At 50.3% G+C, this 25,920-nt stretch carries 23 protein-coding genes; 17 read left to right on the top strand and 6 right to left on the bottom strand.

Annotated elements, in window-relative coordinates:
* The first annotated feature begins 23 nt into the window (after positions 1–23).
* Both HC248_RS08055 and HC248_RS08050 read left to right on the top strand, forming a co-directional pair.
* The gene (locus HC248_RS08055) at positions 24–545 is read left to right on the top strand and encodes a TRAP transporter small permease subunit (protein WP_168922045.1); all 522 of its coding nucleotides are present in this window, start codon (positions 24–26) and stop codon (positions 543–545) included.
* On the top strand, positions 542–1,969 hold the full coding sequence (locus HC248_RS08050) for a TRAP transporter large permease subunit (RefSeq protein ID WP_168922044.1): 1,428 nt from the start codon (positions 542–544) through the stop codon (positions 1,967–1,969). Before HC248_RS08055 ends, HC248_RS08050 begins: the two co-directional genes overlap by 4 nt.
* 40 nt (positions 1,970–2,009) lie before the next feature.
* Here the strand turns inward: HC248_RS08050 and boxB are convergent, their stop codons facing one another.
* The 3 genes from boxB to HC248_RS08035 are packed head-to-tail and all read right to left on the bottom strand — an operon-like array spanning position 2,010 to position 6,121.
* Positions 2,010–3,434 carry a benzoyl-CoA 2,3-epoxidase subunit BoxB gene (boxB, locus tag HC248_RS08045; protein WP_168922043.1) on the bottom strand — a complete coding sequence of 475 codons (1,425 nt, stop codon included), beginning with the start codon at positions 3,432–3,434 and terminating at the stop codon, positions 2,010–2,012.
* A 48-nt stretch (positions 3,435–3,482) separates the two neighbouring features.
* Complete coding sequence (boxC, locus tag HC248_RS08040; RefSeq protein WP_420372004.1) at positions 3,483–5,177, bottom strand: 2,3-epoxybenzoyl-CoA dihydrolase; 1,695 nt, start codon at positions 5,175–5,177, stop codon at positions 3,483–3,485.
* A 5-nt stretch (positions 5,178–5,182) separates the two neighbouring features.
* Positions 5,183–6,121, bottom strand: coding sequence for a helix-turn-helix transcriptional regulator (locus HC248_RS08035; protein ID WP_238342762.1), 939 nt, complete (start codon positions 6,119–6,121; stop codon positions 5,183–5,185).
* 145 nt (positions 6,122–6,266) lie between these two features.
* On the opposite strand from HC248_RS08035, the gene HC248_RS08030 reads away from it, so the two are divergent.
* The 12 genes from HC248_RS08030 (at position 6,267) to HC248_RS07975 (ending at position 17,382) form a co-directional block, all read left to right on the top strand.
* Complete coding sequence (locus HC248_RS08030) at positions 6,267–6,752, top strand: flavodoxin domain-containing protein (protein WP_168922041.1); 486 nt, start codon at positions 6,267–6,269, stop codon at positions 6,750–6,752.
* A gap of 100 nt (positions 6,753–6,852) precedes the next feature.
* Complete coding sequence (locus tag HC248_RS08025; RefSeq protein WP_168922040.1) at positions 6,853–8,445, top strand: benzoate-CoA ligase family protein; 1,593 nt, start codon at positions 6,853–6,855, stop codon at positions 8,443–8,445.
* Between the two features lie 158 nt (positions 8,446–8,603).
* The gene (locus HC248_RS08020) at positions 8,604–9,791 is read left to right on the top strand and encodes an ABC transporter substrate-binding protein (RefSeq protein ID WP_168922039.1); all 1,188 of its coding nucleotides are present in this window, start codon (positions 8,604–8,606) and stop codon (positions 9,789–9,791) included.
* Positions 9,792–9,903: 112 nt separating this feature from the next.
* Entirely contained in the window at positions 9,904–10,767 is an 864-nt protein-coding gene (locus tag HC248_RS08015; RefSeq protein WP_168922038.1) for a branched-chain amino acid ABC transporter permease, read from the top strand.
* A complete protein-coding gene (locus HC248_RS08010) occupies positions 10,764–11,777 on the top strand; it encodes a branched-chain amino acid ABC transporter permease (protein WP_168922037.1) in 1,014 nt (337 codons plus the stop codon). The genes HC248_RS08015 and HC248_RS08010 overlap by 4 nt, the downstream gene beginning before the upstream one ends.
* A complete protein-coding gene (locus HC248_RS08005) occupies positions 11,774–12,520 on the top strand; it encodes an ABC transporter ATP-binding protein (protein ID WP_168922036.1) in 747 nt (248 codons plus the stop codon). Before HC248_RS08010 ends, HC248_RS08005 begins: the two co-directional genes overlap by 4 nt.
* On the top strand, positions 12,520–13,248 hold the full coding sequence (locus HC248_RS08000) for an ABC transporter ATP-binding protein (protein ID WP_168922035.1): 729 nt from the start codon (positions 12,520–12,522) through the stop codon (positions 13,246–13,248). The genes HC248_RS08005 and HC248_RS08000 overlap by 1 nt, the downstream gene beginning before the upstream one ends.
* Positions 13,249–13,397: 149 nt before the next feature.
* The gene (locus tag HC248_RS07995) at positions 13,398–13,670 is read left to right on the top strand and encodes a PAS domain-containing protein (RefSeq protein WP_168922034.1); all 273 of its coding nucleotides are present in this window, start codon (positions 13,398–13,400) and stop codon (positions 13,668–13,670) included.
* A gap of 179 nt (positions 13,671–13,849) precedes the next feature.
* Entirely contained in the window at positions 13,850–15,091 is a 1,242-nt protein-coding gene (locus tag HC248_RS07990; RefSeq protein ID WP_168922033.1) for a sensor histidine kinase, read from the top strand.
* Between the two features lie 155 nt (positions 15,092–15,246).
* Entirely contained in the window at positions 15,247–16,107 is an 861-nt protein-coding gene (locus tag HC248_RS07985; protein WP_238342761.1) for a CoA transferase, read from the top strand.
* A gap of 177 nt (positions 16,108–16,284) precedes the next feature.
* A complete protein-coding gene (locus HC248_RS07980; protein ID WP_168922032.1) occupies positions 16,285–16,755 on the top strand; it encodes a hypothetical protein in 471 nt (156 codons plus the stop codon).
* A gap of 30 nt (positions 16,756–16,785) precedes the next feature.
* Positions 16,786–17,382 carry a hypothetical protein gene (locus HC248_RS07975; protein ID WP_168922031.1) on the top strand — a complete coding sequence of 199 codons (597 nt, stop codon included), beginning with the start codon at positions 16,786–16,788 and terminating at the stop codon, positions 17,380–17,382.
* On the opposite strand, the gene HC248_RS07970 is transcribed toward HC248_RS07975, so the two are convergent.
* Complete coding sequence (locus HC248_RS07970; RefSeq protein ID WP_168920864.1) at positions 17,373–18,353, bottom strand: IS30 family transposase; 981 nt, start codon at positions 18,351–18,353, stop codon at positions 17,373–17,375. The genes HC248_RS07975 and HC248_RS07970 overlap by 10 nt on opposite strands.
* Positions 18,354–18,486: 133 nt before the next feature.
* Between HC248_RS07970 and HC248_RS07965 the strand changes: the two genes are divergently transcribed.
* Entirely contained in the window at positions 18,487–19,368 is an 882-nt protein-coding gene (locus tag HC248_RS07965) for a hypothetical protein (protein ID WP_168922030.1), read from the top strand.
* Between the two features lie 165 nt (positions 19,369–19,533).
* Here HC248_RS07965 and HC248_RS07960 read toward each other — a convergent pair whose 3' ends face one another.
* On the bottom strand, positions 19,534–21,987 hold the full coding sequence (locus HC248_RS07960; RefSeq protein WP_168922029.1) for a YgiQ family radical SAM protein: 2,454 nt from the start codon (positions 21,985–21,987) through the stop codon (positions 19,534–19,536).
* A gap of 124 nt (positions 21,988–22,111) precedes the next feature.
* Between HC248_RS07960 and HC248_RS07955 the strand changes: the two genes are divergently transcribed.
* Complete coding sequence (locus tag HC248_RS07955; RefSeq protein WP_168922028.1) at positions 22,112–23,812, top strand: ExeA family protein; 1,701 nt, start codon at positions 22,112–22,114, stop codon at positions 23,810–23,812.
* Positions 23,813–24,511, top strand: coding sequence for a general secretion pathway protein GspB (locus HC248_RS07950; RefSeq protein ID WP_168922027.1), 699 nt, complete (start codon positions 23,813–23,815; stop codon positions 24,509–24,511).
* A 182-nt stretch (positions 24,512–24,693) separates the two neighbouring features.
* Here HC248_RS07950 and HC248_RS07945 read toward each other — a convergent pair whose 3' ends face one another.
* Positions 24,694–25,860, bottom strand: a complete 1,167-nt coding sequence (locus tag HC248_RS07945) for a mandelate racemase/muconate lactonizing enzyme family protein (RefSeq protein WP_168922026.1) — start codon at positions 25,858–25,860, stop codon at positions 24,694–24,696.
* Positions 25,861–25,920 lie beyond the last annotated feature (60 nt).

The following is a 25,920-nucleotide window of genomic DNA, read 5'->3' as shown; positions in this document are numbered from 1 at the left end:
TGTCAATACCTCGAAAGAATTGCATGCCGCGCATGACTCACCATTTACTTGCCAGTCCACATAAATTACTCAGTCAAAGCCTTTATTACCTGCTGATAGGCATCAGTTTTCTAACCCTGCCGCTAGCTTTTTTGCTATTCGCACAGTGGCCGCTGCGCGACCTGATTCAGGCTTGGTCAAGACAGGTTAATGACATGGCGCAAATCGTTTTTGCAATTTATGTAGCGGTCGCCGTCACGGCGGCTAGCCGTAGTCAATCTCACTTGGCTTGCAGGCCACAAACAAATGCCATGGACTCGTCAACAACGCGCTGGCGAAGCTGGGCTTTACTGCTTTGCACCGCGCCTTGGGCACTCTTTATGCTTTGGGCTAGCTGGCCGCTGCTGATGAATTCTGTCGCTGGACTAGAACACTTTGCCGAGACCAATACACCGGGATATTTTTTAGTCAAACTGGCCTTACCGGTATTACTGCTGTTAGTTTTACTCCAAGCACTGCTTGAAGTCGCGACAAGTTACATACCCAAACTGAGCGATAAATCATGACCGTAGTCAGCCAACTGGGCGGCTTGTGGATGTTGCTTTTATTAGGATTTTTAGTTTTACGCAGCGGCTTGCCAGTCTGGGCTTTATTACTCGGCGTTTCGAGTTTTTTCGCAGCGGCAGGTCTGGCCGCAGGCTTGTTCGATAGTCGAATATTACAAGCCTTGCCCGTGCGAACGATAGGCCTGCTTGAAAACGATTTACTTCAAGCCATGCCCTTATACGTGCTCATGGGTGTGCTGCTGCAGCGACTGACTCTAGCCGATGCTTTGTACGCTTGCTTGTTGCGGTTGCTCAGCCCCTTTGCTGGAGCGCCGGTGCTGGCCGCCTTTGGACTCGGCACCCTATTAGCACCTACCAACGGCTCGGTTGCAGCTAGTTCGGCTCTGCTCTCAAGGCTAATAGCGCCGCGACTGGCACATCTGGGTGCTGCGCAGTCCGTGTCTGTGATGAGCGTTGCCGCCACGATTGGCGTGGTGGTGCCGCCCTCACTGGTTTTACTGCTGCTGGGCGACGCCATGTTATCGGCCCATTTAGAAGCTAGCCGATTACCGGGCTATGTGCAAACCAGCCAAACCATCATCAACACTCGGGACGTGATGCACGCCGCCTTGTTGCCAGCCGTTGGCGTACTACTCCTTTGGGCCGTCATTGCATGCGTGAAAAGTCGGCGCTTAAAAACTCTGCAAACCAAAGTAAAAGTCTCCAACGGCCAGTGCATCACTGGCTTGATAACAGCCAGCACCATTGTGCTGCTGCTCGCAGGCGTCTTCACAGGCAGGCTGTATGCGGTAGAAGCCGCTGCGACTGGCGCTGTATTGATGCTGCTGTTTAGTTTTGCGACGCGCGCCTTGAATTTTGCTGCCTGGCGTGAGGTCTGCATGCAGGCCTTAAGCCTTAGCGGCGCATTGTTCGCCCTACTTGTTGGCGCAACCACTTTTAGCCTGGTGTTTCGACTCTTTGGCACGGACAGACTGCTTAACAGTTGGCTACTCGGTTCCAGCCTCACGCCGATTATGGGCGCGGCGATTGTACTTGTTTTGGTTGGACTGTGTGCTTGGGTGCTGGACGCTTTTGAGATGATTTTCGTCATCATTCCACTGGTCGCGCCCGTATTAATCGTGCATCTTGGCGACGCGCAGCAGGCCGCTGTGCTGCTGCTACTCATGCTGCAGCTGAGTTTTTTAGTGCCGCCTATGGGTTACGCCGTGATGATGGCACGCGGGCGCTTTCCGGCGCTGACGACACGCCAACTTATCTATGAGTTATGGCCTATGCTATTGGCGCAAATAGTGATCACCACGGCAGTGTTTGCATTTCCGCAAACCGTGCATTGGCTAGATGCTGCGCCCACAACTAACAGCAACCTAGAGCCCATGACCGACGCAGAGGTTGAACGCCAAATGCGAGAGATGTCAGCACCCTAACCCACCGCTCAATAAGATGCCAAGCATTGCTGCGGCAAAATCAAAGCACCACGTATTCGTACTGCACCGGGTTGGCATTGATGCCACGCTCTGGCGGCGCAATCCAGCCCGCCATCTTGCCGGGTTCTGTCACGCGGTGCATTAGGCTTTTAACAAAAGCGGTGTCGGCAGCTGTTGGCAGCCAATCGTCTTTTTTTGCCTCAAACTCAGCCGCTGAAATCGGGTGACCTTGGGGGTTGGTATGTGCGCCAGACCAGACACCTACGCTGCGGCGAAAGCGTGTCGATGGCAGTACAAATTCAAACGCAACACCGGCGCGTTTAATGCCCATATTCCAGCGCACCAGGCCGATATTGCAGTCCTTGACGTATTCAAGACGGGTGATTTCATTCATACCAATACGCGTGGCGATATTCTCGGAAGTCATTCCGCCTTTGCCGTCTGGCACTTGAATATTGATCTCGCTGTCGAGTTCTAAATGGTCGGCAAACTTGCTTTCATCTGGTCGGCCCTTGATGCCATTGGCAAAATAACTCGCCGCATTGCTCGATGACTCAGAACCGAACAAATCGAGTGAAGAAGTGAACCAAAAATTCATGAATTTTTGCACCGTTGGCAAATCAATCACGCCCGCATTGCGCAGCGTCGCCACATCTTGCGTGTCCAACTCTTTCATCACCTCCAAGGTGCGGCGAATCACCCGGCCAATCCCGGTTTCACCAACAAACATGTGGTGCGCTTCTTCAGTCAACATAAAACGCGTGGTGCGGGCCAGTGGATCAAAAGCGGATTCGGCAAAACTCTTGAGCTGAAACTTACCATCGCGGTCGGTGAAATAAGTGAACATGAAAAAGCTCAACCAGTTATCCATAGGCTCGTTAAATGTGCCCAAGATACGCGGCTTATCCGCGTCCCCGCTGTGGCGCATGAGTAGCTCTTCAGCTTCTTCACGACCATCACGGCCAAAGTGTGCATGCAACAAATAAACCATGGCCCAGAGGTGGCGGCCCTCTTCTACATTGACTTGAAACAGATTGCGCAAGTCGTACAGCGACGGTGCGGTGTGGCCCAACATGCGCTGCTGCTCGACCGAGGCTGGCTCGGTATCGCCCTGAGTCACAATCAAACGGCGAAAGCTAGAGCGATACTCGCCCGGCACTTCTTGCCAAACATCCTCACCCATATGGTCGCCAAAACCAATCTTGCGATTGGCTTGCTGATCAGCCAGAAAAATACCCCAACGGTAGTCTGGCATAGGCGTGTAGCCGTAGCTGGCCCAACCCGAAGCATCAACGCCAACAGCCGTGCGCAGATAGACTTCTTTGGCCTTGAAATCGCTCGGTCCCATCTCGTCCCACCAGTTCAAAAAAGCCGGCTGCCAATGCTCTAGCGCGCGTTGTAGTTGACGGTTTTCGCCCAGATTGACGTTGTTCGGAATCAGGGCTTGCAGGTCTATATTGCTCATGCGATTTCCTTGGGTTGAGATCAAATACTCTTTTAATTAAAACTAGTTTTAAATTCTTTTCCAGTCGAACTTGGCTTTTTTACCGCTGCCAAAAAGCTTTAATGCGCCGTCTTCACCCACCGCATTGGGCCGGATGAAAATCCAGTTTTGCCAAGCAGACAGACGTGCAAAAATTCTTGTCTCCATGGTCTCCCGGCCGGGAAAACGAAGCGACGCCTCAAGCCCCGTCATGGCATCCGGCGACATACTGGCACGCTCTTCAAGCATGATGCGGATTTCGCCCTCCCAGTCGATATCGTCGGGCGCGACGGTCACCAAACCCAGCGCCAAAGCTTGAGCGGCGTGTAGTGCAGTGCCGACTACTTTTTCGAGTTCCGCCATGCTTTGAGCGTCTTCACAAAAACGGGTCTGCAAACGACTCAAACCATTAACCGCCGGAAAGCGACCAAAGTTTGCAGCCGTCAACTGCAGCGTTGGCGCCAGCTCCGGTGCGTCTGGTAAATCCAACATATAAATGCGATCGCAGGCCAAAGCCAACTCGAAAAAACTACCTGCAAAGCATGAGCCACTGTCGATTAACGCTATCAATGAACGGCTGGTCACGTCTAGGCGGGCTAGCGTGCGGCGCAGTGCACCGGTGGTTTCTTTGACCAACCAATGCTCGGCATGCAGAGTCAAAATCTCATCCATCTTGAGGATTTGCGCTGCATCACCAGCCGTTTTAATCACCCAAGTGCCGATCTCGGCCTCATTGCTGCGCAGGTTCAAAATCGCGTCGTCAAGCTCGCGTTGCAGCTTGAGTGGATACCAATTTGCACCGGCAGCGACTATTGCGTCTAGCAAGGATTCAATTTCAGTCGCTGGCGCGTTGACTGTAAAAGTGGCAATCCGGCTAGTTCTGTCAATCTGTACATCGACAAGGCTGTAGTGATAACCGCTGGCGTCTATCAACGGCTTGATGGCGGTGAGCGCAATACCTTGCGCATTTGCTTCGCGGCAAGAGGTCTGGCGCAAGGCGTCTATCTCAGACGTGAGCAGTGCAGAAAATTGTTGCGGCTTGGCATGTGCATCGATTAGCTTCCAATCTTTGGCGCGGTCTGCACGCACGCCTTCGGCAGTGGTACAAAAAATATCCGCCAAGTCACGCCTAACTTTTCGCTTGTCGCTCAAACGGGTCAAGCCGCCCGTGCCGGGCAAGACACCGAGTAGTGGCACTTCTGGCAAGCTGACAGTTGAGCTTCTGTCGTCCACCATGATGATGCGGTCGCAGGCCAGCGCCAACTCATAACCACCGCCCGCGCAAGCGCCGGTCACAGAGGCAATAGACTTTAAGCCGTCATGGCGCGAGGAGTCTTCTAATCCGTTACGCGTCTCGTTTGTGAACTTGCAAAAGTTTACTTTCCAGCCGTGGGTGGACAAACCCAACATATAAATGTTTGCGCCCGAGCACCAAATTTTTTCTTTACCCGACTCAAACACCACCACCTTGACAGCAGGATGTTCAAAACGAATTCTATTGAGCGCGTCATGCAGCTCAATATCCACACCCAAGTCATAGCTGTTGAGCTTTAGCTTGTAGCCCGGCTTGATACCGCCGTCCTCGTTGATATTTAGCAATAAGCGGGCAACATCGCCATCTACCGATAAAGTCCAATGCTGGTATTGATCGGGATGGGTAGAAAAACGCACTAACTCGCGGGCCTCGCCGTCCAACATTTGAGTGAACAAAAGTGTCTCAGTCATAGCGTTCATTGCATTGTCTCCATGGTATTTTCAAGCGCTGGCACGGCTTTTTTGAGGTCTAAGAAGCTTTGCGAAAGACTGCGCGCAGCAGTGTCAACCACCGCATCGGCACTGGCGTAAAGAGCTTGCCGACTGGCCAAGATCCGACGTATATCTTCCATCGCTTGGACCATAGCGCCGTTGGTAGCCAGAGGCGATTTATTAGCACTTGGATCGCGGCCGGCCGCAAATGGACGCATATCGCCTTGGGCGACGACGCGCGCCATATGCTCTTCGGGGCTGGCTTTAATCCAAACACAGTAAAAATGGCTTTGCAGTAAATCAAAGGTTTCGCGCTCGCTGACGATGCTGCCGCCGGTGGTCATGACCACGCCATTGGCGTGTTCTTGCGCAATCCGACTCAGTGCGCGGCGCTCGTAACGACGGTAGCCGGCTTGGCCGTGCAGCAACAAAATCTCGTTCATGCTGGTGCCGGCTTCGCGTTCGATTTCTCGGTCTAACTCGACAAACGGCAGACCGCGATCAGCAGCCAACTTAAGGCCAAGACTTGATTTACCAGCGCCGCGTAAACCGATTAAAGCAATACGTTGATCCCGCCCGAGAGAATTTGCCAAACCAAAGCTGTCAGCAAAAAGAAGATACGCCTTATCGAGTTCTTGGTCGCTCAGCCGCCCTAGCAATCCTTGAACTCTAGCCAGAGCGGGTCTTGCGGAGTCTTGCAGCAACTCCAAAAAAGAAATGTTTAGAGCATGCGCAATAGCGGCTAAGGAATTGACTGACGCATTGCCTTTGCCAGACTCGACATCCGCCAGAAAACGCTCGCTTAAACCGGAATCGGAGGCTAGCGTTTTACGCGTCATACCGCGGCGCGCACGCCAAGCGCGGATACGGCTACCCATCTCGGCCAAGGTTTCTTTACTCTCTTGATCTGACAAGGTTTTCACTGACTACAGCTCCAAAGGTCTAGGTGATTACGCGGTTTAATCTCATGGCACGCTGATTAGCGTTGAATCTGAAATTAATTGAAGTATGCTTCACTAAACTTAGTTGTCAAGCAGTTTACTGCATCTTATCTCAAGGGATTTATTTATGAAGCTCACTATCCTAGTCGGCACTATGACTAGTACAGCCGACTATGTTGCTCAAGCTATTCAGATGGATTGCAGCGATTTAGTTGACGAAATAGCCATCTTGCAGATGGATGATCTGGACATCAACGTGTTTAACACGGACAAAGCAGAAGATGCACTTTATCTCATATGCACCTCTACCTATGGCTCTGGGGATGTACCTGACAATGCCAGAGCTTTATATGACTCAATGGACAGCCAACCCCAATTCCTAGGCCATGTACGCTATGGCGTGATTGCTTTGGGTGACCGTACCTATTTGCAAACCTATTGTTTTGGTGGCAAAAAATTTGATGAGCGCCTGCAAGACTTGGGCGCCAAGCGGATCGGCGAAGTCTGGTGCCATGATGCGAGTGAAGGCACCATGCCAGAGTCACTAGGCACTGACTGGTGCCGGGAGTGGTTGCAACTGGCCTTGCAAGCGCAGCCGCAATCCGCCACCTGATAAAAAATTTAACTCGGTAAAAGCGGCTGGCAAAAAAACAAAAAAAACCGCAGCAAACATTGCAACCGATCCTACAAAATAAATAGTTGGAGACAAGCCAATGCAAACAAGCACAGCAGACCATAGCGTCAAGCCGCCTCTAGTTACCATACCGCGCCACTACAACGCGGCCCATGATTTACTCATGCGGAATCTGGATAGACCGAATAAAACTGCATTCATCAATGCCAGCAACGGCGACAAACTAAGCTTTTCAGAGTTAGACCAACAAGCCCATATTTTTGCCACTTACTTGCGCAGTCACGGCTTTATGCCCGAGAGCCGAGTCATGCTGGCCATGCTGGACACGCCGCAGTGGCCTGTCGTTTTTCTCGGCTGCATACTCGCCGGTGTTGTGCCCGTAGCAGTCAACACCATGCTCACCAGCTCAGAGTTCGAGTACATGCTGCGCGACTCCCGCGCACAAGGACTGGTGGTTTCAAACAGCTTGCTTGCAGCGTTTGAAATACCCATGAAAAATTTGCCGCCACTGCGTGCCGTGATAGTCGCGGACAACGTTGAAGCCGACCGAAATGACGCGCACAGCAGCTTAGAAACTATCTTAAAAAGTCCATCTGGCGAAAAACTGGTCAACGACAGTTGCGCTGACGACGTCTGCTTTTGGCTTTACTCCAGCGGCTCGACCGGCGCGCCCAAGGGCACACTGCATCTGCACAGCCACATGTTGCAAACAGCAGAACTTTATGGACGCGGAGTGCTGGGCATAGGCGAGAGCGATGTCACCTATTCAGCTGCCAAACTGTTTTTTGCCTATGGACTGGGAAATGGTTTGAGCTTTCCCATGAGCGTGGGCGCAACAACCCTGCTGCTACCGGGCCGGCCTACGGCGCAGCAAGTTTTTCAGTTGCTAGAGAAATACCAACCGAGTATTTTCTACGGTGTTCCCACGCTTTACGCCAGTTTGCTGGCCGAGCCGAATAAACCCCTAAGCAATCAGCTCAAGCTGCGACTTTGCGCCAGCGCCGGTGAGCCCTTACCAGCAGAAATAGGCAAAAAATGGCGCGCTCAATTTGACTGCGACATTCTTGACGGCATTGGCTCGACAGAGATGCTGCATATCTTTTTAAGCAATACCCCCGGCCGAGTACGCTACGGCAGTACCGGCCAAGCCGTGCCAGGTTATCGCTTGCGAATAGTTGGTGATGATGGTTTGGAATGCGCCGATGGCGAGATTGGTGAATTGCAAATTAATGGACCCAGCGCGGCCTTGATGTATTGGAATAACCGCGAAAAAACCAAGACCACATTTGCTGGCGAATGGACTCGCAGTGGCGATAAATACACGCGCAGCGCAGACGGCTACTACACCTATGGCGGGCGCAGTGATGACATGCTTAAAGTTGGCGGCATTTATGTCTCGCCGTTTGAAGTTGAAGCCTGCTTAATGACACACAGCGCAATTTTAGAAGCTGCGGTGATCGGAGTGATGGATAAAGACCAATTAATCAAACCTAAGGCTTATGTGGTTTTAAAGTCTGGTCATAGCGCCAGCCAAGAAGAACTCAAGCTGCACGTTAAACAGCAACTCGCGCCGTATAAATATCCGCGCTGGATTGAGTTTTTAAGTAAGTTACCGAAAACGGCAACGGGGAAAATTCAACGTTTCAAACTGCGACAGTCAGATCAAAAGTAGCCCATATAAGCTTGAAAATCACACCGCCTTTAGGTCAAATTTAATTTAGATTTCAACGGTTTTTTTCAATTCAGATTTCGGGTTACTCACTAGTTCACAGCCGCTCTGGCTAGGGTACTATTTCTGCGCAACGCACCTATGCATTATTGGAGTTTTTAATGACCTCACGCCGCCTCGTTCTGACCCGCAGCGCCGCCCTTTTTGGCGCGGCTTCCACCGGTCTTTATTTGCCGCAATTGGCTAATGCGCAAGCCGCAAAACTAAAGGTCGGCTTGATGTTGCCCTATACCGGAACTTATGCACAGCTCGGCGTGGCGATTGAAAATGGTTTTCGCATGGCGATTAACGAGCAAGGCGGAAAGCTAGGCGGCAGAGAGATAGAGTTTTTTAAAGTCGACGATGAGTCCGATCCATCCAAAGCAATCGAAAACGCCAGCAAACTGGTGCAGCGTGACAAGGTCGACGTGTTGGTCGGCACGGTTCACTCGGGCGTTCAAATGGGCATACAAAAAGTCGCACGTGACAGTGGTGTGCTCTGCTTGATACCGAATGCCGGCGTGAATACAGCAACCCGCGCGCTTTGCGCGCCGAATGTGTTTCGCACCTCGTTTAGCAATGCGCAGGCAACACAAGCACTGGGCAAAGTGATGGCTGAACGCGGCGTCAAAAAAACCGTCTGGATCAGCTGGAAATACGCGGCCGGCGATGAATCATTTGAAGGCTTTAAGCAAAGCTATACCGCTGGCGGCGGCAACATCATCAAAGAGTTAAGCCTGCCGTTTCCGCAAGTTGAGTTTCAAGCTTTACTGACTGAAATCGCAGCCCTTAAACCCGATGCAGTGGCTTGCTTTTTTGCCGGTGGCGGTGCGGCGAAATTTATTCGTGACTATGCCGCTGCGGGTTTGAAAGACAAGATACCGCTGTATGGATCCGGCTTTCTGACCGAAGGAGTGCTGGACGCTGCGGGGCCAGCGGCTAACGGCATCACGACGGCTTTGCATTACAGCGACGCTTTGGCTACGCCGCGCAACACTCAATTTCGTTTAGCCTACGCGAAAAATTTTCGTACGCAACCTGACGTCTATGCGGTTCAAGGCTACGACACCGGCCTGCTGCTGATCCACGGCGCGAACGCTGTCAAAGGTGATTTAAGCAGCAAGCCCGCACTCTATAAAGCCATGGAAACTGCCACTATCGACAGCCCACGCGGCAAGTGGACTATGAGCCCGGCGCACAACCCAGTGCAAGATATTTATCTGCGCGTCGTCGAGAAAAACGAGAACAAGGTGATTGGTATAGCGGCCAAAGCGCTGGCCGACAGCGGTGCTGGCTGCAAGATGGTTTAAGCCTAGATCTAAATTAACTCTGTTTGACTTTAATCGGCCAGTGCCTAAGCGCACGGCCGTTTTAAACCACCTTTGCTACTTTTAAAAGCGACCTTCAAAAGGTCCAGATCTTATGGACTTGGCCAATTTCCTGATTCAACTTCTCAACAGCGTCCAATACGGATTGTTGTTATTTATGCTCGCCGCAGGTCTTACCTTGATCTTCGGCATCATGGGCGTAGTCAATTTAGCGCATGGTAGTTTTTACATGTTGGGCGCTTATCTGGCATGGTCGTTAAGCGTGCAATTTGACAGCTTGGCGCTGGCTATTGTGGTTGGTGCAGCCCTTTCCATTGCATTTGGCTTGGCGTTGGAGTGGCTACTGTTTAGGCATTTTTATCAACGCGATCACCTCGATCAGGTATTGCTTACCTTTGGGCTGATTTATATCTTTGAAGAAATGCGCTCCATCATTTGGGGCGATGATGTGCACGGGGTGGTGATCCCTGCGCTGCTTAAAGGCTCGATTCCACTAACCGATACGCTGTCTTATCCGATTTATCGAATCTTCATGTCGGTAGTTTGTATTGCGCTAGCTTGCGGGCTTTATCTATTGATTTCTAAAACTCGGTTAGGCATGAAAATTCGCGCGGGTGCATTTAATCGCGATATGGCTGAATCGCTGGGCGTCAATATCAAACTGATCCACTCACTAGTTTTTGCACTCGGCGTAGGTCTTGCAGCAGTCGCCGGCATGCTTGCCGCACCGGTTGCCAGCGTCTACCCGAACATGGGCTCACAAGTGCTAATCATGTGTTTTGTCGTGGTTGTCATTGGCGGCATAGGTTCGGTACGCGGCGCAATGATTGCCGCCTTGATGGTTGGTTTGGTCGATACCTTTGGCAAGGTTTTGCTGCCCAGTGTGTCTGGCATGTTGGTCTACATGCTAATGGCTGCTGTGCTGCTGTTCAAACCCGAAGGATTGTTTAAGCAATGAAAGCCAACCTCGAAATACTGCCGCGCGGCATCCAAATAGCGCTCACGCTAGCGCTATTGGCCTTGCTGGCCTTTCCCTTTGTCAGCAGCAGCTACTACACCGACATGCTGACACGCATGATGATCATGGCGATTTTTGCGATGAGCTTGGACTTGCTCCAAGGCGTGAGCGGCATGGTCTCGTTAGGTCATTCCGCTTACTTTGGTCTAGCCGGTTATGCACTGGCTTTTATGACACCTCAAAGCGAAGTGATTAGCCTTTGGTGGACGCTGCCAACAGCAGTCATAGCCTCTGGCTTAGCGGCATTCATCATTGGTTTTTTCGTCGTCAGAACGCACGGAATTTATTTCATTATGGTGACCTTGGCGTTTTCGCAAATGGTGTTTTATCTGTTTTTTGATAACAAGTTGTTAGGCGGCTCGGACGGGCTTTATATCAACTTCAAACCCAGCGCCGCTGTATTTAATTGGGTGCCGTTTGATCTCGACAACAAACGCAGCATGTATTTCTTTACCCTCGCTGCCATGCTGGGCGTCTACGCATTTTTGCGCCGCTTGCTCTGGAGTCCGTTTGGTCGTGCCATGGCCGGCATTCGCGTGAACGAGCACCGCATGCGCGCCATGGGCTTTGCCAGCTTGAGTTATAAGCTGCGCGCCTTCACACTGGCCGGCGCATTAGCCGGCTTGGCAGGCTATTTGTGGGCGGCGCAAAGCGGCTATATGAACCCAGAACTTATGGGTTTTCAGATGAGCGCACACGCCATCATGATGGTGATTTTGGGCGGTATGGGTAATTTTGCAGGTGCAATAGTGGGCGCGTTCGCATTTGAATATTTGCTCCATGTATTTAAAGATTTACCGCAAATCGGTAGCGTCAATTTAGGCAAGCATTGGCAGCTGTGGATGGGGCTTTTTATTGTCTTGTTGGTGCTGTTTGCGCCGCGCGGCATTCTCGGCTTGGTAGAGAAATTCTCAAGTAAAAAGAAGCTAAGCAATGAAAGCCAGCCATGAGTGATGTGTTGCTTAGCGCAAAAAATCTGACTAAACGCTTTGGTGGGTTGGCGGCGGTTGAGGATGTCTCGATTGACTTAGTACGCAACCAAATTCACGCGGTGATTGGCCCTAACGGTGCGGGTAAATCGACACTGACCAATTTGCTCTCGGGCGATACCCCGCCCACCTCTGGCACGGTAATGCTTGGCGGGCGTGATGTGACGGGCTGGAAACCCGAGAAAATATCGGCTAAAGGCCTAGGCCGCAGCTATCAAAAAACAAATATATTTTTGTCTTTCAGTGTTTGGGAAAATATCCGACTGGCGGCCCAATCACGCCAACAACACGACTCACGGCTTAGCCGCGCCCAAGATTTTTCCGCTATCAACGAACGCGCCGAACAAGCACTTGAAATGACAGGACTGGCATACCGCCGCTCAAGCATTGCCAGCACCATGAGCCACGGTGAGCAACGCCAATTAGAAATCGCCATGACCTTAGCCACCGAGCCGCAGGTGCTATTACTCGATGAGCCGCTCGCGGGCATGGGCGCGGCGGAAGCGCAAACTATGGTGGCATTACTGCTAAAGATAAAAAGAGACCACGCCATGCTGTTAGTCGAGCACGATATGGACGCTGTGTTTGCCCTAGCAGACAAACTCACCGTCATGGTCAACGGTCAGGTAATTGCCAGCGGCACGCCAACAGAAATTCGCGCCGATGCACGCGTGCAAGCAGCCTATTTGGGAGAGGATTCCTGATGAGTCTATCTACCAGCGAAGATTTTTTGATAGACGTGCGCGGCCTGCACAGCTACTACGGCGCCAGTCATATCTTGCATGGCATCGATTTTTCGGTAACTCGTGGCCAGACCATAGGGTTGATGGGTCGCAATGGCATGGGCAAAAGCACCTTGCTTAAAAGCATTATGGGTTTGGTTAAACCAAGGCATGGCTCGGTGGCGATTGCGGGACGCGATATGACCGGTGCTGCGCCGTTTGAAATTGCCCGACGCGGGCTAGCCTATGTCCCCGAAGGTCGCGGGATATTTGGCAATCTGAATGTGATGGAAAACCTCAAAATGGCGGCCCGTGCTGGCACGCAAGGGCAACGCGACTGGACTTATGAGCGCGTGCTTGAAACTTTTCCGCGTCTCGCACAAAGGCTAAAGCATGGTGGCCAGCAACTCAGCGGCGGTGAACAGCAAATGCTCACCATAGGCCGGGCGCTGATGACGAATCCCGATGTATTAATCCTAGACGAAGCCACTGAAGGGCTGGCGCCTCTGATTGCGCACGACATCTGGCGCATTTGCGAGCTAGTCAAGCAAAGTGGCATTAGCAGCATCATCGTGGATAAGAACTGGAAACATGTCAGCCGCATTACTGACCACAACCTGATACTGATCAGGGGCGAGATCGTTTTTCAAGGCAGCTCGCAAGAAATCAACGCAAAGCCTGAAATATTGCAGCAATATTTAGGTGTTTGAGTACTTTCGTTGAATAGATATTTGACAAATATTTGTGCAGAATGTAACTACAAATTACAAATATTCGTTGCAGTTTTGTTACAAATAATCAAGGATGGAAAAGGCCTAGAAACAAAGTGAAGGCCTCGGAAATCCCGTCAAAGGCTTGTATGTTCAAACATTTTCGGCGCAGCAGTGTCACCTTGAAAATGTGGCCGCTGAAACTAACCTATCCGTCCCATCTTGATTTCGAACAGTTAGCGCAAGCCATGCCGCACATCGTGTATGTGGCTAACGCGAATGGCAGCATTAATTTCATCAACGAGCAATGGACGAACATCACAGGCCAACCGGTGGTTCTGGCTCTAAAGCATGGGCTGGCTGATCTGGTGCATCCGGATGACAGGCAAAAATACTTGCTTTTCAAAGTAAAAGATATTTAGCCGGTGTAATTTTCTCTGAGGAATATAGACTTTTCTGCAAACCAGGCGTTTACCGCTGGCAACTCGCACGTGCAGTACCGAATCACGATACGCAAGGCAACATCGTTTCTTGGTATGGCACGCTAACTGACATTGATGCGCTCAAACAAGCGCAAACCGGTTGGCAGTTACAAACCGATGTGAGCAGCAGTTTGCGCGCCACGGCGAAAAAAGAAGATCAAACGCAGCTGCATCATTTACTCATCACCTCCGAAGCTGCAGTCTCCATCATTGGTCAAAAAACCTTGACCAGCATGATGCAAGAAGTTGTCAATCAAGCCCTTAGCATCATTGGCGCGCAAATGTCTCAGCTGAGTTTGACTTTAGATTTCGATGGCATACGCCATTTCAACGCTATTGCTACTGATTCGCCTGAAAATTCTGATAAATCGTCATCAAGCTCAAGCCTAAAGACTCATCATGACTTGGAGATGAGTGTTGCTCAGTATGGAAGGCCAATACGTTTGGGCAGAAATGATACTTACGTTGACGTGCCGGCAGATGACAAGAGCAGTCATTGCGAACTCGGCTGGTTGGGTGTGCCAGTCCTAGATAAAGACGGCGTCAATATTGGCTTGCTACAACTTTCAGAAAAGTTGGATGGCGAATTTAACACCAAAGATGAGTATTTCGCAATTGAATTAGCACAACTCGCCGCCGGCGCGTTAAATAACTTTAATTTGTTGTCACAAATGCGTGAGTTGAATCTATCGAACGTAGCACTTAAAACATTTTCGCACTCCGTATCCCACGATTTACGCTCTCCCCTAAACGTAATAGACGGCTTTAGTCGGCTGTTAGCTAAAGAGATAACAGGTGAGCAAAACAACAAAGTTCAGCAGTGTCTTGCGCGTATACATTCTGGCGTGACACAGATGAGTGGCTTGATCGATGGCATGCTGTCCTTGGCCATGCACACACCAACACAACTACATACTGAAACGACTGACCTTAGCCAAATCAGCAACGCCATACTAGAAAGCCTGCAAAGACAAAGTCCCCAACGACAAGTCAGATTAAAAGTAAAAGACAATTTAATTGTTCGAGGCGACAGCCGGCTACTGCAATCGGTAATGCAAAACCTGATTGAAAATGCCTGGAAATTCAGCGAAAAACAGGAGAGCAGCCATATCGAAATCGGCTTTTGTGACAAGCAACAAGCGTTCTTTGTCAAAGATAACGGCGTTGGTTTTGACATGCTGCATGCTCGGGAGTTGTTCACTGATTTTGAGCGTCTGCCTTCAGCCCAAGGTTATGCAGGCTTTGGTGTGGGTCTTGCATCTGCTGCGCGTGTGATTAGCCGACACGGTGGAAGAATCTGGGCTGAGTCAAAACCTGACTGTGGGGCCACATTTTTCTTCACCGTGAGTAGCGCTAATTAAAAATTATTACCGCGCAAAATATAATTACTAGAAAGTAGTAAAGCACTAGCTCAGTGAAAAAACCCGGCATGATCCAATACATGCCATCCAAACCTAGCCAGACCCCCTCCTCTTTGCCCGTGACCTCAAAGAGACAAATAAAGTTCCTAAAAGGCATGCGTATAGTGAGCCTTGCGCTCAACCTACCCGGACCAGCCGCGCTAATGCGCTGCCAAGCCATGGGCGCCAGCTGTATCAAAATTGAACCACCTACACCAACTGGCGCAACACCCGGCATCAGTGGTGACCCAATGAGCAGCTACAACCCGCAGGCTTACACACAACTTCATCTTGGCGTGCGCGTACTCACTGCCGATTTAAAAAGTGACAAGGGCCAGCAACGATTGCACCGCGAACTGAGCAAGGCCGACTTGCTGCTCACATCCTTTAGACCGTCGGCCTTGCGCAAGCTCGGTCTGGACTGGAAATCGCTACACAAAACCCATCCTCAGCTAAGCCAGGTCGCAATCGTGGGCGCGCCTGGCGCTGGCGCAGAAGAGCCAGGTCATGACCTGACTTACCTTGCGCAAACCGATTTACTCACCGGTCTTAACTTACCAGCCACCTTGTATGCAGACATGGCAGGCTCACTCATGGCCAGCGAAGCCATGCTGCTCGCGCTGATGCAGCGGGGAGGTAAAGCCGTCTTTATGGAGGTGGCACTTGCTGACGCCGCAAGCTATTTAGCACTGCCACGGGCCTGGGGTTTGAGCGCGACCGGCGCGCCTGTGGGCGGTGGCCATGCAGGTTACAAGCTCTATGCCTGCAAAGACGGACGGGTTGCGCTTGCAGCGTTAGAGCCGCATTTCGCCGCTAGACTGTGCAAGGTTGCAGGTTTGGAGAGGCCCCACGTCAACACTATGTTTGAAGCCTCTACGCACCAAGCGATTGCTAAGTGGTTACTGCAAAAAACCTGCGAGATGCTCAACGCATTAGCGATTGAGCACGACATACCGCTGCAAACTTTGCCAAAGTAGTAATGGCACGATAACGCCATCGAAAAGATAAATATCGACGCTCATCCGATACGGATTTAAAAATCAAAAATCGAGTGCCGAGCCCGTTACTTCTGCACACAACTGAAGGCAGTAAAGCGGAACATCAGCGAGGCCAAAGTTACGAATAAAAAGCACAATATTTTATTTTGGCAGGTCATGAATTCACGCTATAGCGCTGACGTTAATAAATACGTACAACTAGATACCGTCTTCAGAACCACTACAGCAACTGGCACACTCAACTCCAGAGAAGTTCAACAAGCGCACACAAATTTAAGTGCCCGCTGCTGCTCAACCATTCAAACTAATTGTTACGATCCAGTCTCTCAATTAGTCAGCAACGCAAATCACGGAATTAAATTGTTAGCGCTGCGTACTGCGCTAAGCATCTACCCCACTCCAGCCAGAGCTATCGCCATCTCTAGACAAAGTTTGCAACGCAGCAGCGAGCATGTGCATAGCTTGATCGAAAATCTTCAAACTCTGGAAACAGACAACAAAGACGATCTCATTGAAGCCATAGATCGTGCACAAACAGCAGCCGCACCATTGATGAAATATGGCGAAATCAATTTCGATGAGATTCTTCGTGCACGCATTGGCACAATGCCACTGGAACAAAAGTAAAGCAGCAATGCCTTACTCGGTGCACAAAAAATGCTGGGTAATAAGGATTTATCTGATGAACTACGTTTTAATCTTCAAGTCATCAACGAAGCATTAACGAGCCTGAAGCAGCGTCCAGCTCTGGTGCTAAGTTCAGCAAAAGTTCTTCTGGGTAGAAGCCTTATAAACGACGATAAATGTTTAGCCAGCTTGAAAGAATTTTTACAAAGTACAAATCCTCCAAGTGCTGAAAAAAAGTTTTCCATATTAGAAAAAAAAATACAAAACCTACTGCTTAATGCCAAATACTTTGAAAAGACCGAGACTTTTCTTGAAGGCTTGCCGGTAAAAATTAATCAGCAAAATATTAGTATGAGCTTCATTAAGGAAATGATGTGTAAGCACAGCTTGAGCTTATTCATACAAAGCAGTGAAAAAATCAACCCGCTGCAACAATTGCGGCTTAAATTATCTTACTTAAGCCAATTAAAGCGGCAGGAGTTAGCACAAGCCGACTATAAGGTTGAGTCTGTATCAGCAACGCAACTTCGGGCGCTTAGCCATGTAAACGGTCAAAAAATAGCGCAAGAGCAACTCAAAAAACTAGGGCCAGTACTAGAAAAAATAATCTGGCGGATTCAAGCTTGAAGTGCAACCGTATGCTGATAGGACTCTAACTGTTCCATAAAAACCTGATGCGGCGTTCGATACCCTAAACATTTTCTAGGACGATGATTGAGCCTGTGCATCGCTAAAGCAATGTCATCGTCGGTGATGCAATTAAAGCGCATCCCCTTTGGGAAAAACTGGCGAATCAAACCGTTCATATTCTCGTTCGCCCCACGCTCCCACGAGGCGTATGGATGGGCGAAAAAGAAATCTGCACTCAGCGCAGAAGCTATTCGTTCATGCTGGGCAAATTCCTTGCCGTTATCAGTCGTGAGAGTGTGCACGCAATGAGCGAACGGTTTGAGTAAAGTGATTAACGCGTCCCCTACGGCTTGCGCTGTTTTGAATGGCACGTGGAAAATTATTGAATAGCGAGAGACACGCTCATTAATCGTCACTAGTGCTTGCTTCTGCCCGGCACCAATCACCAGATCAGCCTCCCAGTCGCCAAAGCGCGCACGCTCAAGCACGATGTCGGGTCGCAGTTCTATTGAGACCTGGTGAGAGATGGTGCCGCGCCGTTCACGGCCACTGCTGCGTTTTTTTCGCGTCTTCTGGCAACGCAGTGTTTTATGCAAGGTGCCGCCCGCGCGTTTGTCAGCGTAGATGTACTGGTAAATGCTCTCATAGCTAACACCGGGTTGGTGGCTAGCTTCGAGGTGGCCGCTGATTTGCTCGGGGCTCCAAGCCTCAGCCAACTTTTCCTCCACTACAGCCCATGTCGAGTCAGCAACTCTAGGACTATTGGCGCAGGCAAGTCTACGTTCTTGGGCTTTGTCATTTGCCTGCTTAGGGCGATAGCCTCGTAGACCGCGGTTACGACGCAACTCACGGCTGATGCTCGATTTATCACGGTCCATCATTTTTGCAATTTCACTTTGATTGAAGTTTGCTTTGACGAGGATTGCAATCTGGTAACGTTCGTCACGGGTGAGGTGTGTGTAAATCATTCTGGGCAACTTTGACTTGGTAGTCGGGAAGCTTGGATGCTCTCACATCTCACCCACCCGTACGGTTAATTTCAAAGTTGCACTTCAGACTTGAATCCGCGTCTCACTAAACCATCAAGACAGGATGAAAGATATGAGAAAAAATGTGGTGACGAAATATCAAGTTTTATCTCTTATCGACGAGTCTGCAAAAGTAATCGATAGTTCTGTTTCAATTTTTAAAACGATATCCGTATCAACATCAAGTTTAAAAATTAAACCTACCTACGACCAATTTAAAGACAGAAAAGCGTTAGTTTATAAAAATGCATATACGGTGATAGTGCATCAAAATTTGAAAAAAGAAATTAAGGCCGCTAGAGTAGTCAGATGGAATACTGAATTACCAAAAGAAATACCGCAAATTATCAGTTCCGTCGAAGAGCTTAAAAAAATAATCGACTACAAAAAATTACTCCGTGAAAATGCTATTTATGATCTGCACCCAATGCTGGAATCGTTTGCAAAATCAGTCAAATCACAGGATGCAACAAACAGGTTTGAAGACATAGAAAAAGCTGCGTTACGCTTTGTTCAAAAGCATTCTTCACTCGGGACAAATAAATTTTCTATTTCTGAATCATTTAGAAAATCAATCTTTCAAGAATATAGGCACATCAGAGACAGTCTGATCAAAGATATGCTGATCATCGTTTTTCCTGCGCAAGTGAAAGAAGCCAAAAGAATAATCCCAGTTATCGAGCGCTCAACAGAACATATTTTGCCCAATATAGGCAGGGCTCTTTCTTTGCTACCAGCAAAAAAAATTGATACCTTGATCGATGCCGAGCGCGGTTACCTGCTTATCTCGCAAAAAGAGCGAGCAGACGTGCACAGAATCTCTCACAGAGTAAGGCTTGAGAATAAGTTGCAAGACTACTTTACCCACCCAGAATTAGATCTGTTCGATGAGCACTTTGGAGATTCAGCCAATAACTTAGCGGATTTCTTAGCTAATATTGATGGCCCCGCGTGACGCGAATCACACGTTGTAAGCCACAGCGTCTTATATGAAAAATTTTTAATACACCTCACAGCAAAACGAGCTGAACAAAATGATTGTGCAGCCCGTTTAAAGTTCGAAATAAACGCGTTTTGACTACAAAACCACTCGTTTTACCCGACCCACTTAATTCAAAATTTAACGCTGTCCAAGCACCGGTTTGACACTTTTTCGCACTTGGTTTGATGCAGGCTTGCCAGATGCTGCAACCGGTTTAGCCGGCTTAGCTGATCCGTTATCACGCGGCGGCAAACCGGTATGCTGGGTCAACAAACGGCCTTTAGTCACTGGGCTTGAGGCAGTTGTAGTCGAGTTCTTGCGTCTTGCACTTTGATAACCACCGTCAGCGATGGGCTGAAACGTGGGTATTAAATGGTGTTTTCCATTGCCAATCAAATCAGCTCGGCCCATAGCTTTTAGGGCTTCGCGCAGCAACGGCCAATTCTTGGAATCGTGATAACGCAAAAATGCTTTATGCAACCGGCGACGACGTTCACCGCGCACAATATCAACCGTTTCGCTGTCGCGCGTGACTTTGCGCAGCGGGTTTTTGTTGCTGTGATACATGGCCGTGGCAGAAGCCATTGGGCTAGGGTAAAAGGTCTGGACTTGATCGGCACGAAAACCATTTTTCTTTAGCCAAATCGCCAAATTCATCATGTCATCATCGCTAGTGCCTGGATGGGCGGCGATGAAGTATGGAATCAAATATTGTTTCTTACCGGCTTCTAAGCTGAACTTTTCAAACAGCTGTTTGAACTTGTCGTAGCTGCCAATACCCGGCTTCATCATCTTTGTCAGCGGGCCTTGCTCGGTATGCTCTGGTGCAATTTTGAGATAACCGCCCACATGATGGGTCACCAGTTCTTTGACGTACTCAGGGCTTTGCACCGCTAAGTCATAGCGCAGACCAGAACTGATCAATATCTTTTTCACACCTTTGAGCGCACGCGCCCGTCGGTACATCTTGATCAGCGGATTGTGGTCGGTGTTGAGATTAGAGCAAATACCCGGATAAACACAAGACGGTTTGCGGCAAGCCGCTTCTATCTCTGGCGACTTACAACCTATGCGGTACATATTGGCAGTTGGTCCACCTAGATCAGAAATGGCACCGGTAAAACCTTTGACGGTATCGCGTATGGCTTCAATCTCACGAATCACCGAGTCTTCTGAACGGCTTTGAATAATGCGGCCTTCATGCTCGGTAATAGAGCAGAAAGTACAACCACCAAAACAGCCGCGCATGATGTTCACGCTAAAGCGAATCATCTCCCAAGCCGGAATTTTGGTGCTGTGGTCGTGGCTACCGTTTTCGTCTGCGTAGCTTGGATGTGGTGATCTGGCATAAGGCAGGTCAAACACGTAATCCATCTCGGCTGTGGTCAGTGGAATCGGTGGTGGGGTGATCCACACATCACGTGCTGTCACGCCAGTGCCGTGGGCTTGAACCAGTGCACGTGCGTTGCCAGGATTGGTCTCAAGGTGCAGCACACGGTTGGCGTGGGCATACAGCACAGGGTCGCTTTTGACCTGTTCATAAGACGGCAAACGAATCACAGAACGGTCGCGCGGCGGTACTTTGATGCGGCCTTGCATAGACGGCAAACTAGGGTTTGGCACAAAAGTCAAAGGCTTGATGTTCTTGCCTAAATCGACGGCGGCAAGCGCTGCCTTGGCGGGCATTTTCTGCACAACAATGTTAATTGCGCCACTGGCTTGCTCAGCCGCAGTGGCCGTCGCTTCTGCCTCGTCTTCGCGGGCGCAAGTAACGCCCTGCTCTTTGGCAACGTCGGAAATCATTAAATACGGATTCACATGGGCCTCGACGCGGCCGACTTCGTCAACGCTGGTCGAGTCAATCTCAAACCAACCGTTGGCAGTCTCGTCACCACTGCGACGTATGAAGGCTGTGCCGCGTATATCCGTCATGTTGGCGATTGGCTCACGAGCGGCAAGACGGTGCGCGATTTCAACAATCGCACGCTCGGCATTGCCATACAGCAGTAAATCGCACTTGGAGTCGACCACCACTGAGCGCCTGACTTTGTCAGACCAGTAGTCGTAATGCGCAATGCGGCGCAGCGAGCCTTCGATGCCACCTAAAATAATTGGTACTTCTTTATAGGCTTCGCGGCAGCGCTGCGAATACACCAAGGCCGCGCGGTCTGGCCGTTTACCGCCCAAGTCGCCGGGTGTGTAGGCATCGTCGTGACGAATTTTGTGATCAGCCGTATAGCGGTTGATCATGGAATCCATATTGCCAGCGGTGACGCCATAAAACAAATTAGGTTTACCCAGAACCTTGAAAGGGTCTGCACTTTGCCAATCTGGTTGGGCGATGATGCCGACCCTAAAACCCTGCACTTCCAGCATACGGCCAATCACAGCCATGCCAAAGCTAGGGTGGTCCACGTAGGCATCGCCGGTGACTATGATGATGTCGCAGCTATCCCAACCCAACGCATCCATTTCGGCGCGGGTGGTGGGTAAAAATTTGGCGGTGCCGAAGCGGGCGGCCCAGTATTTGCGGTAACTGGAGATCGGCTTGGCGGCACGATTGAAAAAGGATACGTCTAGAGGTGCGTTCATGGGTTTCTGCCTAACGCTCTAGTGTACGGTTTTATACAATGCACGCCTTTTAAGCGGGACATTTCAAAATCCTGTCAGCAAGCAAAGCATAAGCTCAGCTAGTTTGCCCGTATCCTAGACGCCTATGTATGCCCAATTCTTCGGCTTGAGCCAAGACCCTTTTTCCATCGCGCCCGATCCCCACTACCTTTTCATGAGCGAGCGTCATCGCGAAGCGCTGGCTCATCTGCTCTATGGTTTGGACGGTGGCGGCGGTTTTGTATTACTTAGCGGTGAGGTTGGAACAGGTAAGACCACGGTCTGCCGCTGCTTTTTAGAACAAATACCAGATAACTGCAACGTCGCTTACATTTTTAACCCAAAGCTCACAGTGCCTGAGTTACTAGCGTCTATTTGTGATGAGTTTCACATTCCAACCCTCGATGGCTCTAGCAGTTCCAAAAACTACACAGACAGTCTGAACACTTTTTTACTCAATGCCCATGCAGAAGGTAAAAACAATGTGCTCATCATTGACGAAGCGCAAAACCTGTCAGTCGACGTACTGGAGCAGCTACGCCTTTTAACCAACTTAGAAACCAACGAGCGCAAGTTACTGCAAATAGTCTTGATTGGCCAAAGCGAGTTGCGGCATATATTGGCGCGACCTGAACTTGAGCAATTAGCCCAACGCGTGATTGCACGCTTTCATCTAGCCGCTTTAAGTGAATCAGAAACTAGCCAATACATTGCCCATAGGCTGGCAGTAGCCAGTCAGTCAAATGCAAAAACTACCTCACCCTTTAATGCCAAAGTCCTGCGCCGCATACATCATTTATCACGCGGCGTACCGCGGCGCATTAACCTACTCTGTGGCCGCGCATTGCTAGGCGCTTATGCGCAAGGCTTGGCGGTGGTGGACAAACGCACAGTCGTGCGCGCAGCAGCAGAAGTTTTTGGCCCAACCGTTAAATCAAACACTTATCAAAATTCAGACAAAAATTCCATAAGTACATCGCTACAAACTCGACTACCGGGGGTTTTACTCAGCGCTGCGTTGCTAGGCGCTGGACTTTGGGCATGGTCAATATCGACGACAAGAACTCAATCCGAGCAGACGCAGCCCTCACCGGAGACGGCTCAAATATCGTCCATTGAGGCTTCAGCGTTAAAGTCAAATATCGCAAACAGCGGCAACGACAAGTTGCTGTCAGAAGCAGATTTTAAAAATCTAATGCAAGCCAATCAACTAAGCGAGAACCAAGCTTGGCAGGCCTTGGGTTTGGCTTGGGATTTAGAGCTAGACGCGGCTCAGCCTTGCGAGTCGGCTTCGCGCCAGCAAACACACTGCTTTAGCAATGAACAAACCAGTCTGACTTTGATACGCCAGCTGGACCGGCCCGGCATACTCACGCTGATTGGCCCAGACCGACGCAGCAACTACGCCTTGCTAACCGGGCTTGATGCCCAAAACGCTACGTTAGTGCTGAGCGGCGCTAGCTACAAACTGCCACTGGCAGTGCTGGCTAAGTCGTGGCGAGGAGACTACTCAACCCTGCGCCGCGCGCCCAGTGCGTCTGGTGAAAACAAGGTTGGCGCCAGACTAAACAACGCTTGGCTAATCGCACAACTGAGCCAAGTTGCGGGCATTGACTCACTCGCAGAGATAGGCTTGACCGCAAACTTAACGCAGCAAACGCCTCGACTGCGTGAAGCCATACAAACATTCCAAGTACTACAAGGTCTGAAGTCCGATGGTCAGGTCGGTGCATTAACACTGATGCAACTAAACCGCGCGACAGGCCTAAAAGAGCCACAGCTAAGCCACAACAAACCACAGCCGTAAATGTCATACATTCTTGAAGCGCTCAAAAAAGCTGAAATCGAACGCGCCCGTGGTAACTTACCGGGCCTGCACACTCCTGTTGTAGCAGCCCCATCAGCCAAAGGCGCGACGAACAAAATCGTTTGGTCGCTTGCCGGCGTTGCACTGCTTGTGCTTTGCGCGCTGCTCTGGCGCTGGTTGCAAGCACCAGTCGTTCTCGCCAGGCCAATCAGTACTGCCCCTGTCAACACCGCAACAAACAACGACACAAAAGCCAGTATTGCAGCGACTGCCCCTAGAGCCGACGCAGCGGAAAACACACAGACTGCAACGTCAAGCCAAACGACTAGTAGCGCGGCTACGGGTAGAGCAAGCCAGCCAGCAGCGCTGCAAGCAGCACCCAAGCAACCGAGCGAAAAAGGTGTTTTGGCGCCCGCTGTCATTGACGCAGCAAAGCCAATTGAGCCGGTTCAGGCTGCGCCCAGCGGCTTAACCAAAGCCACGACGGTTCAACTGCCCATGGATTTAAAAATCGCGTTTCCAAATCTAATGATTAACGGCTCAACTTATTCAGACAATCCGGTTCTGCGAATGCTCATCATTAATGATGAGATTTTCCGGGAAGGCAGCCAACCTGCACCGGGTTTAAGACTGGAACAAATACGGCAAAATTCGGCCTTACTCAAATTCAAAGAGCAGACTTTTTCCGTGTCCTATTGAGCCCATGGAAAAGTAGTTGAACGCATCTAAGCGCAGATAAGGGCTGAACAAATTCGACTACTCACCAGAGCTTTTTGCAGACCTTAGCGTGCAAAAAGCATCAGATAACTAGCCAATGTTTTTTCTTGTTTTCTGAGACGATGCGCAGTCGCTATAAAAGTAATCGACTACTTTTTACAGGCTCACTCGCTCAAAGCCTTCATCTCGGCAAACAAATCAGCTTTGCCTTCAAAGCCTATGCCGGGCAGAGACGGTAGCGAGACATAACCATTTTCGACGCGCACACCGTCGGGGAAACCGCCGTAGGGCTGGAATAAGTCAGGATAAGACTCGTTGCCACCCAAACCCAGGCCCGCTGCTATCGCCAGCGACATCTGATGGCCGCCGTGGGGCACGCAGCGCGTCGGTGACCAGCCGTGGGCTTTGAGCATTTCTAGCGTGCGCAAATACTCGACCAAACCGTAACTCAGCGCGCAATCAAACTGCAAATAATCGCGCTCAGGATTCATGCCGCCGTAGCGAATTAAATTGCGCGCGTCTTGCATGGAAAACAAATTCTCGCCCGTGGCCATAGGGCCGCTATAGCTTTCGCTAAGCCGAGCTTGCAGTTCGTAGTCAAGCGGGTCTCCGGCTTCCTCATACCAAAACAGTGGATACTGTGCCATCGCTTTGCCATAAGCCACAGCGGTGGCCAGATCAAAACGGCCGTTGGCGTCCACCGCTAATTGCTGGCCGGGCTTTAACATTTTGAGCACCGCTTCAATGCGTGCCTGATCCTCAGCCAAACTAGCGCCACCAATTTTCATTTTGACAACCGAATAACCGCGGTCAAGATAGCTTTGCATCTCGCCCAATAAGCCTTGTAGGCCTTTGCCAGGATGATAGTAACCACCAGCGGCATAGACAAACACTTTAGGATTGGCCACGCCGTTGCCGTAACGGCAGGCCAGCAAATCGTGCAGTGGCTGGTCGGCTATTTTGGCCACCGCATCCCACACCGCCATGTCTATGGTGCCAACGGCAACCGAGCGCTCGCCATGACCGCCCGGTTTTTCGTTAGTCATCATGCAATCCCAAATCTTGTGCGGATCGAGGTTCTCGCCACTCGCGTCGACCAGAGAATCGGGAGTAGCTGCCAGCAAACGTGGACGAAAGCGTTCACGAATTAACTGACCTTGGCCATAACGGCCGTTGGAGTTAAAGCCGTAACCAACGACGGGTTTACCGTCCCGGATCACATCAGTGACAACCGCTACAAGGCTGAGCGTCATCTTAGAGAAATCTATGTAGGCGTTACGGATGTCGGACTTAATCGGCCGAGTCGATTCAATGATGTCAATAATTTTCATAGGACAAATAGGGTAAGTGAGCAAGTTAACATGCGCCATCATCGGCGTTGGGTCGCACAC

It is taken from the genome of Polaromonas vacuolata, from assembly GCF_012584515.1.
Classification (GTDB): Bacteria; Pseudomonadota; Gammaproteobacteria; order Burkholderiales; family Burkholderiaceae_C; genus Polaromonas; species Polaromonas vacuolata.
Note: the sequence above shows the minus strand (reverse complement) of the source record. Positions and strands in the feature narration are given on the sequence as shown.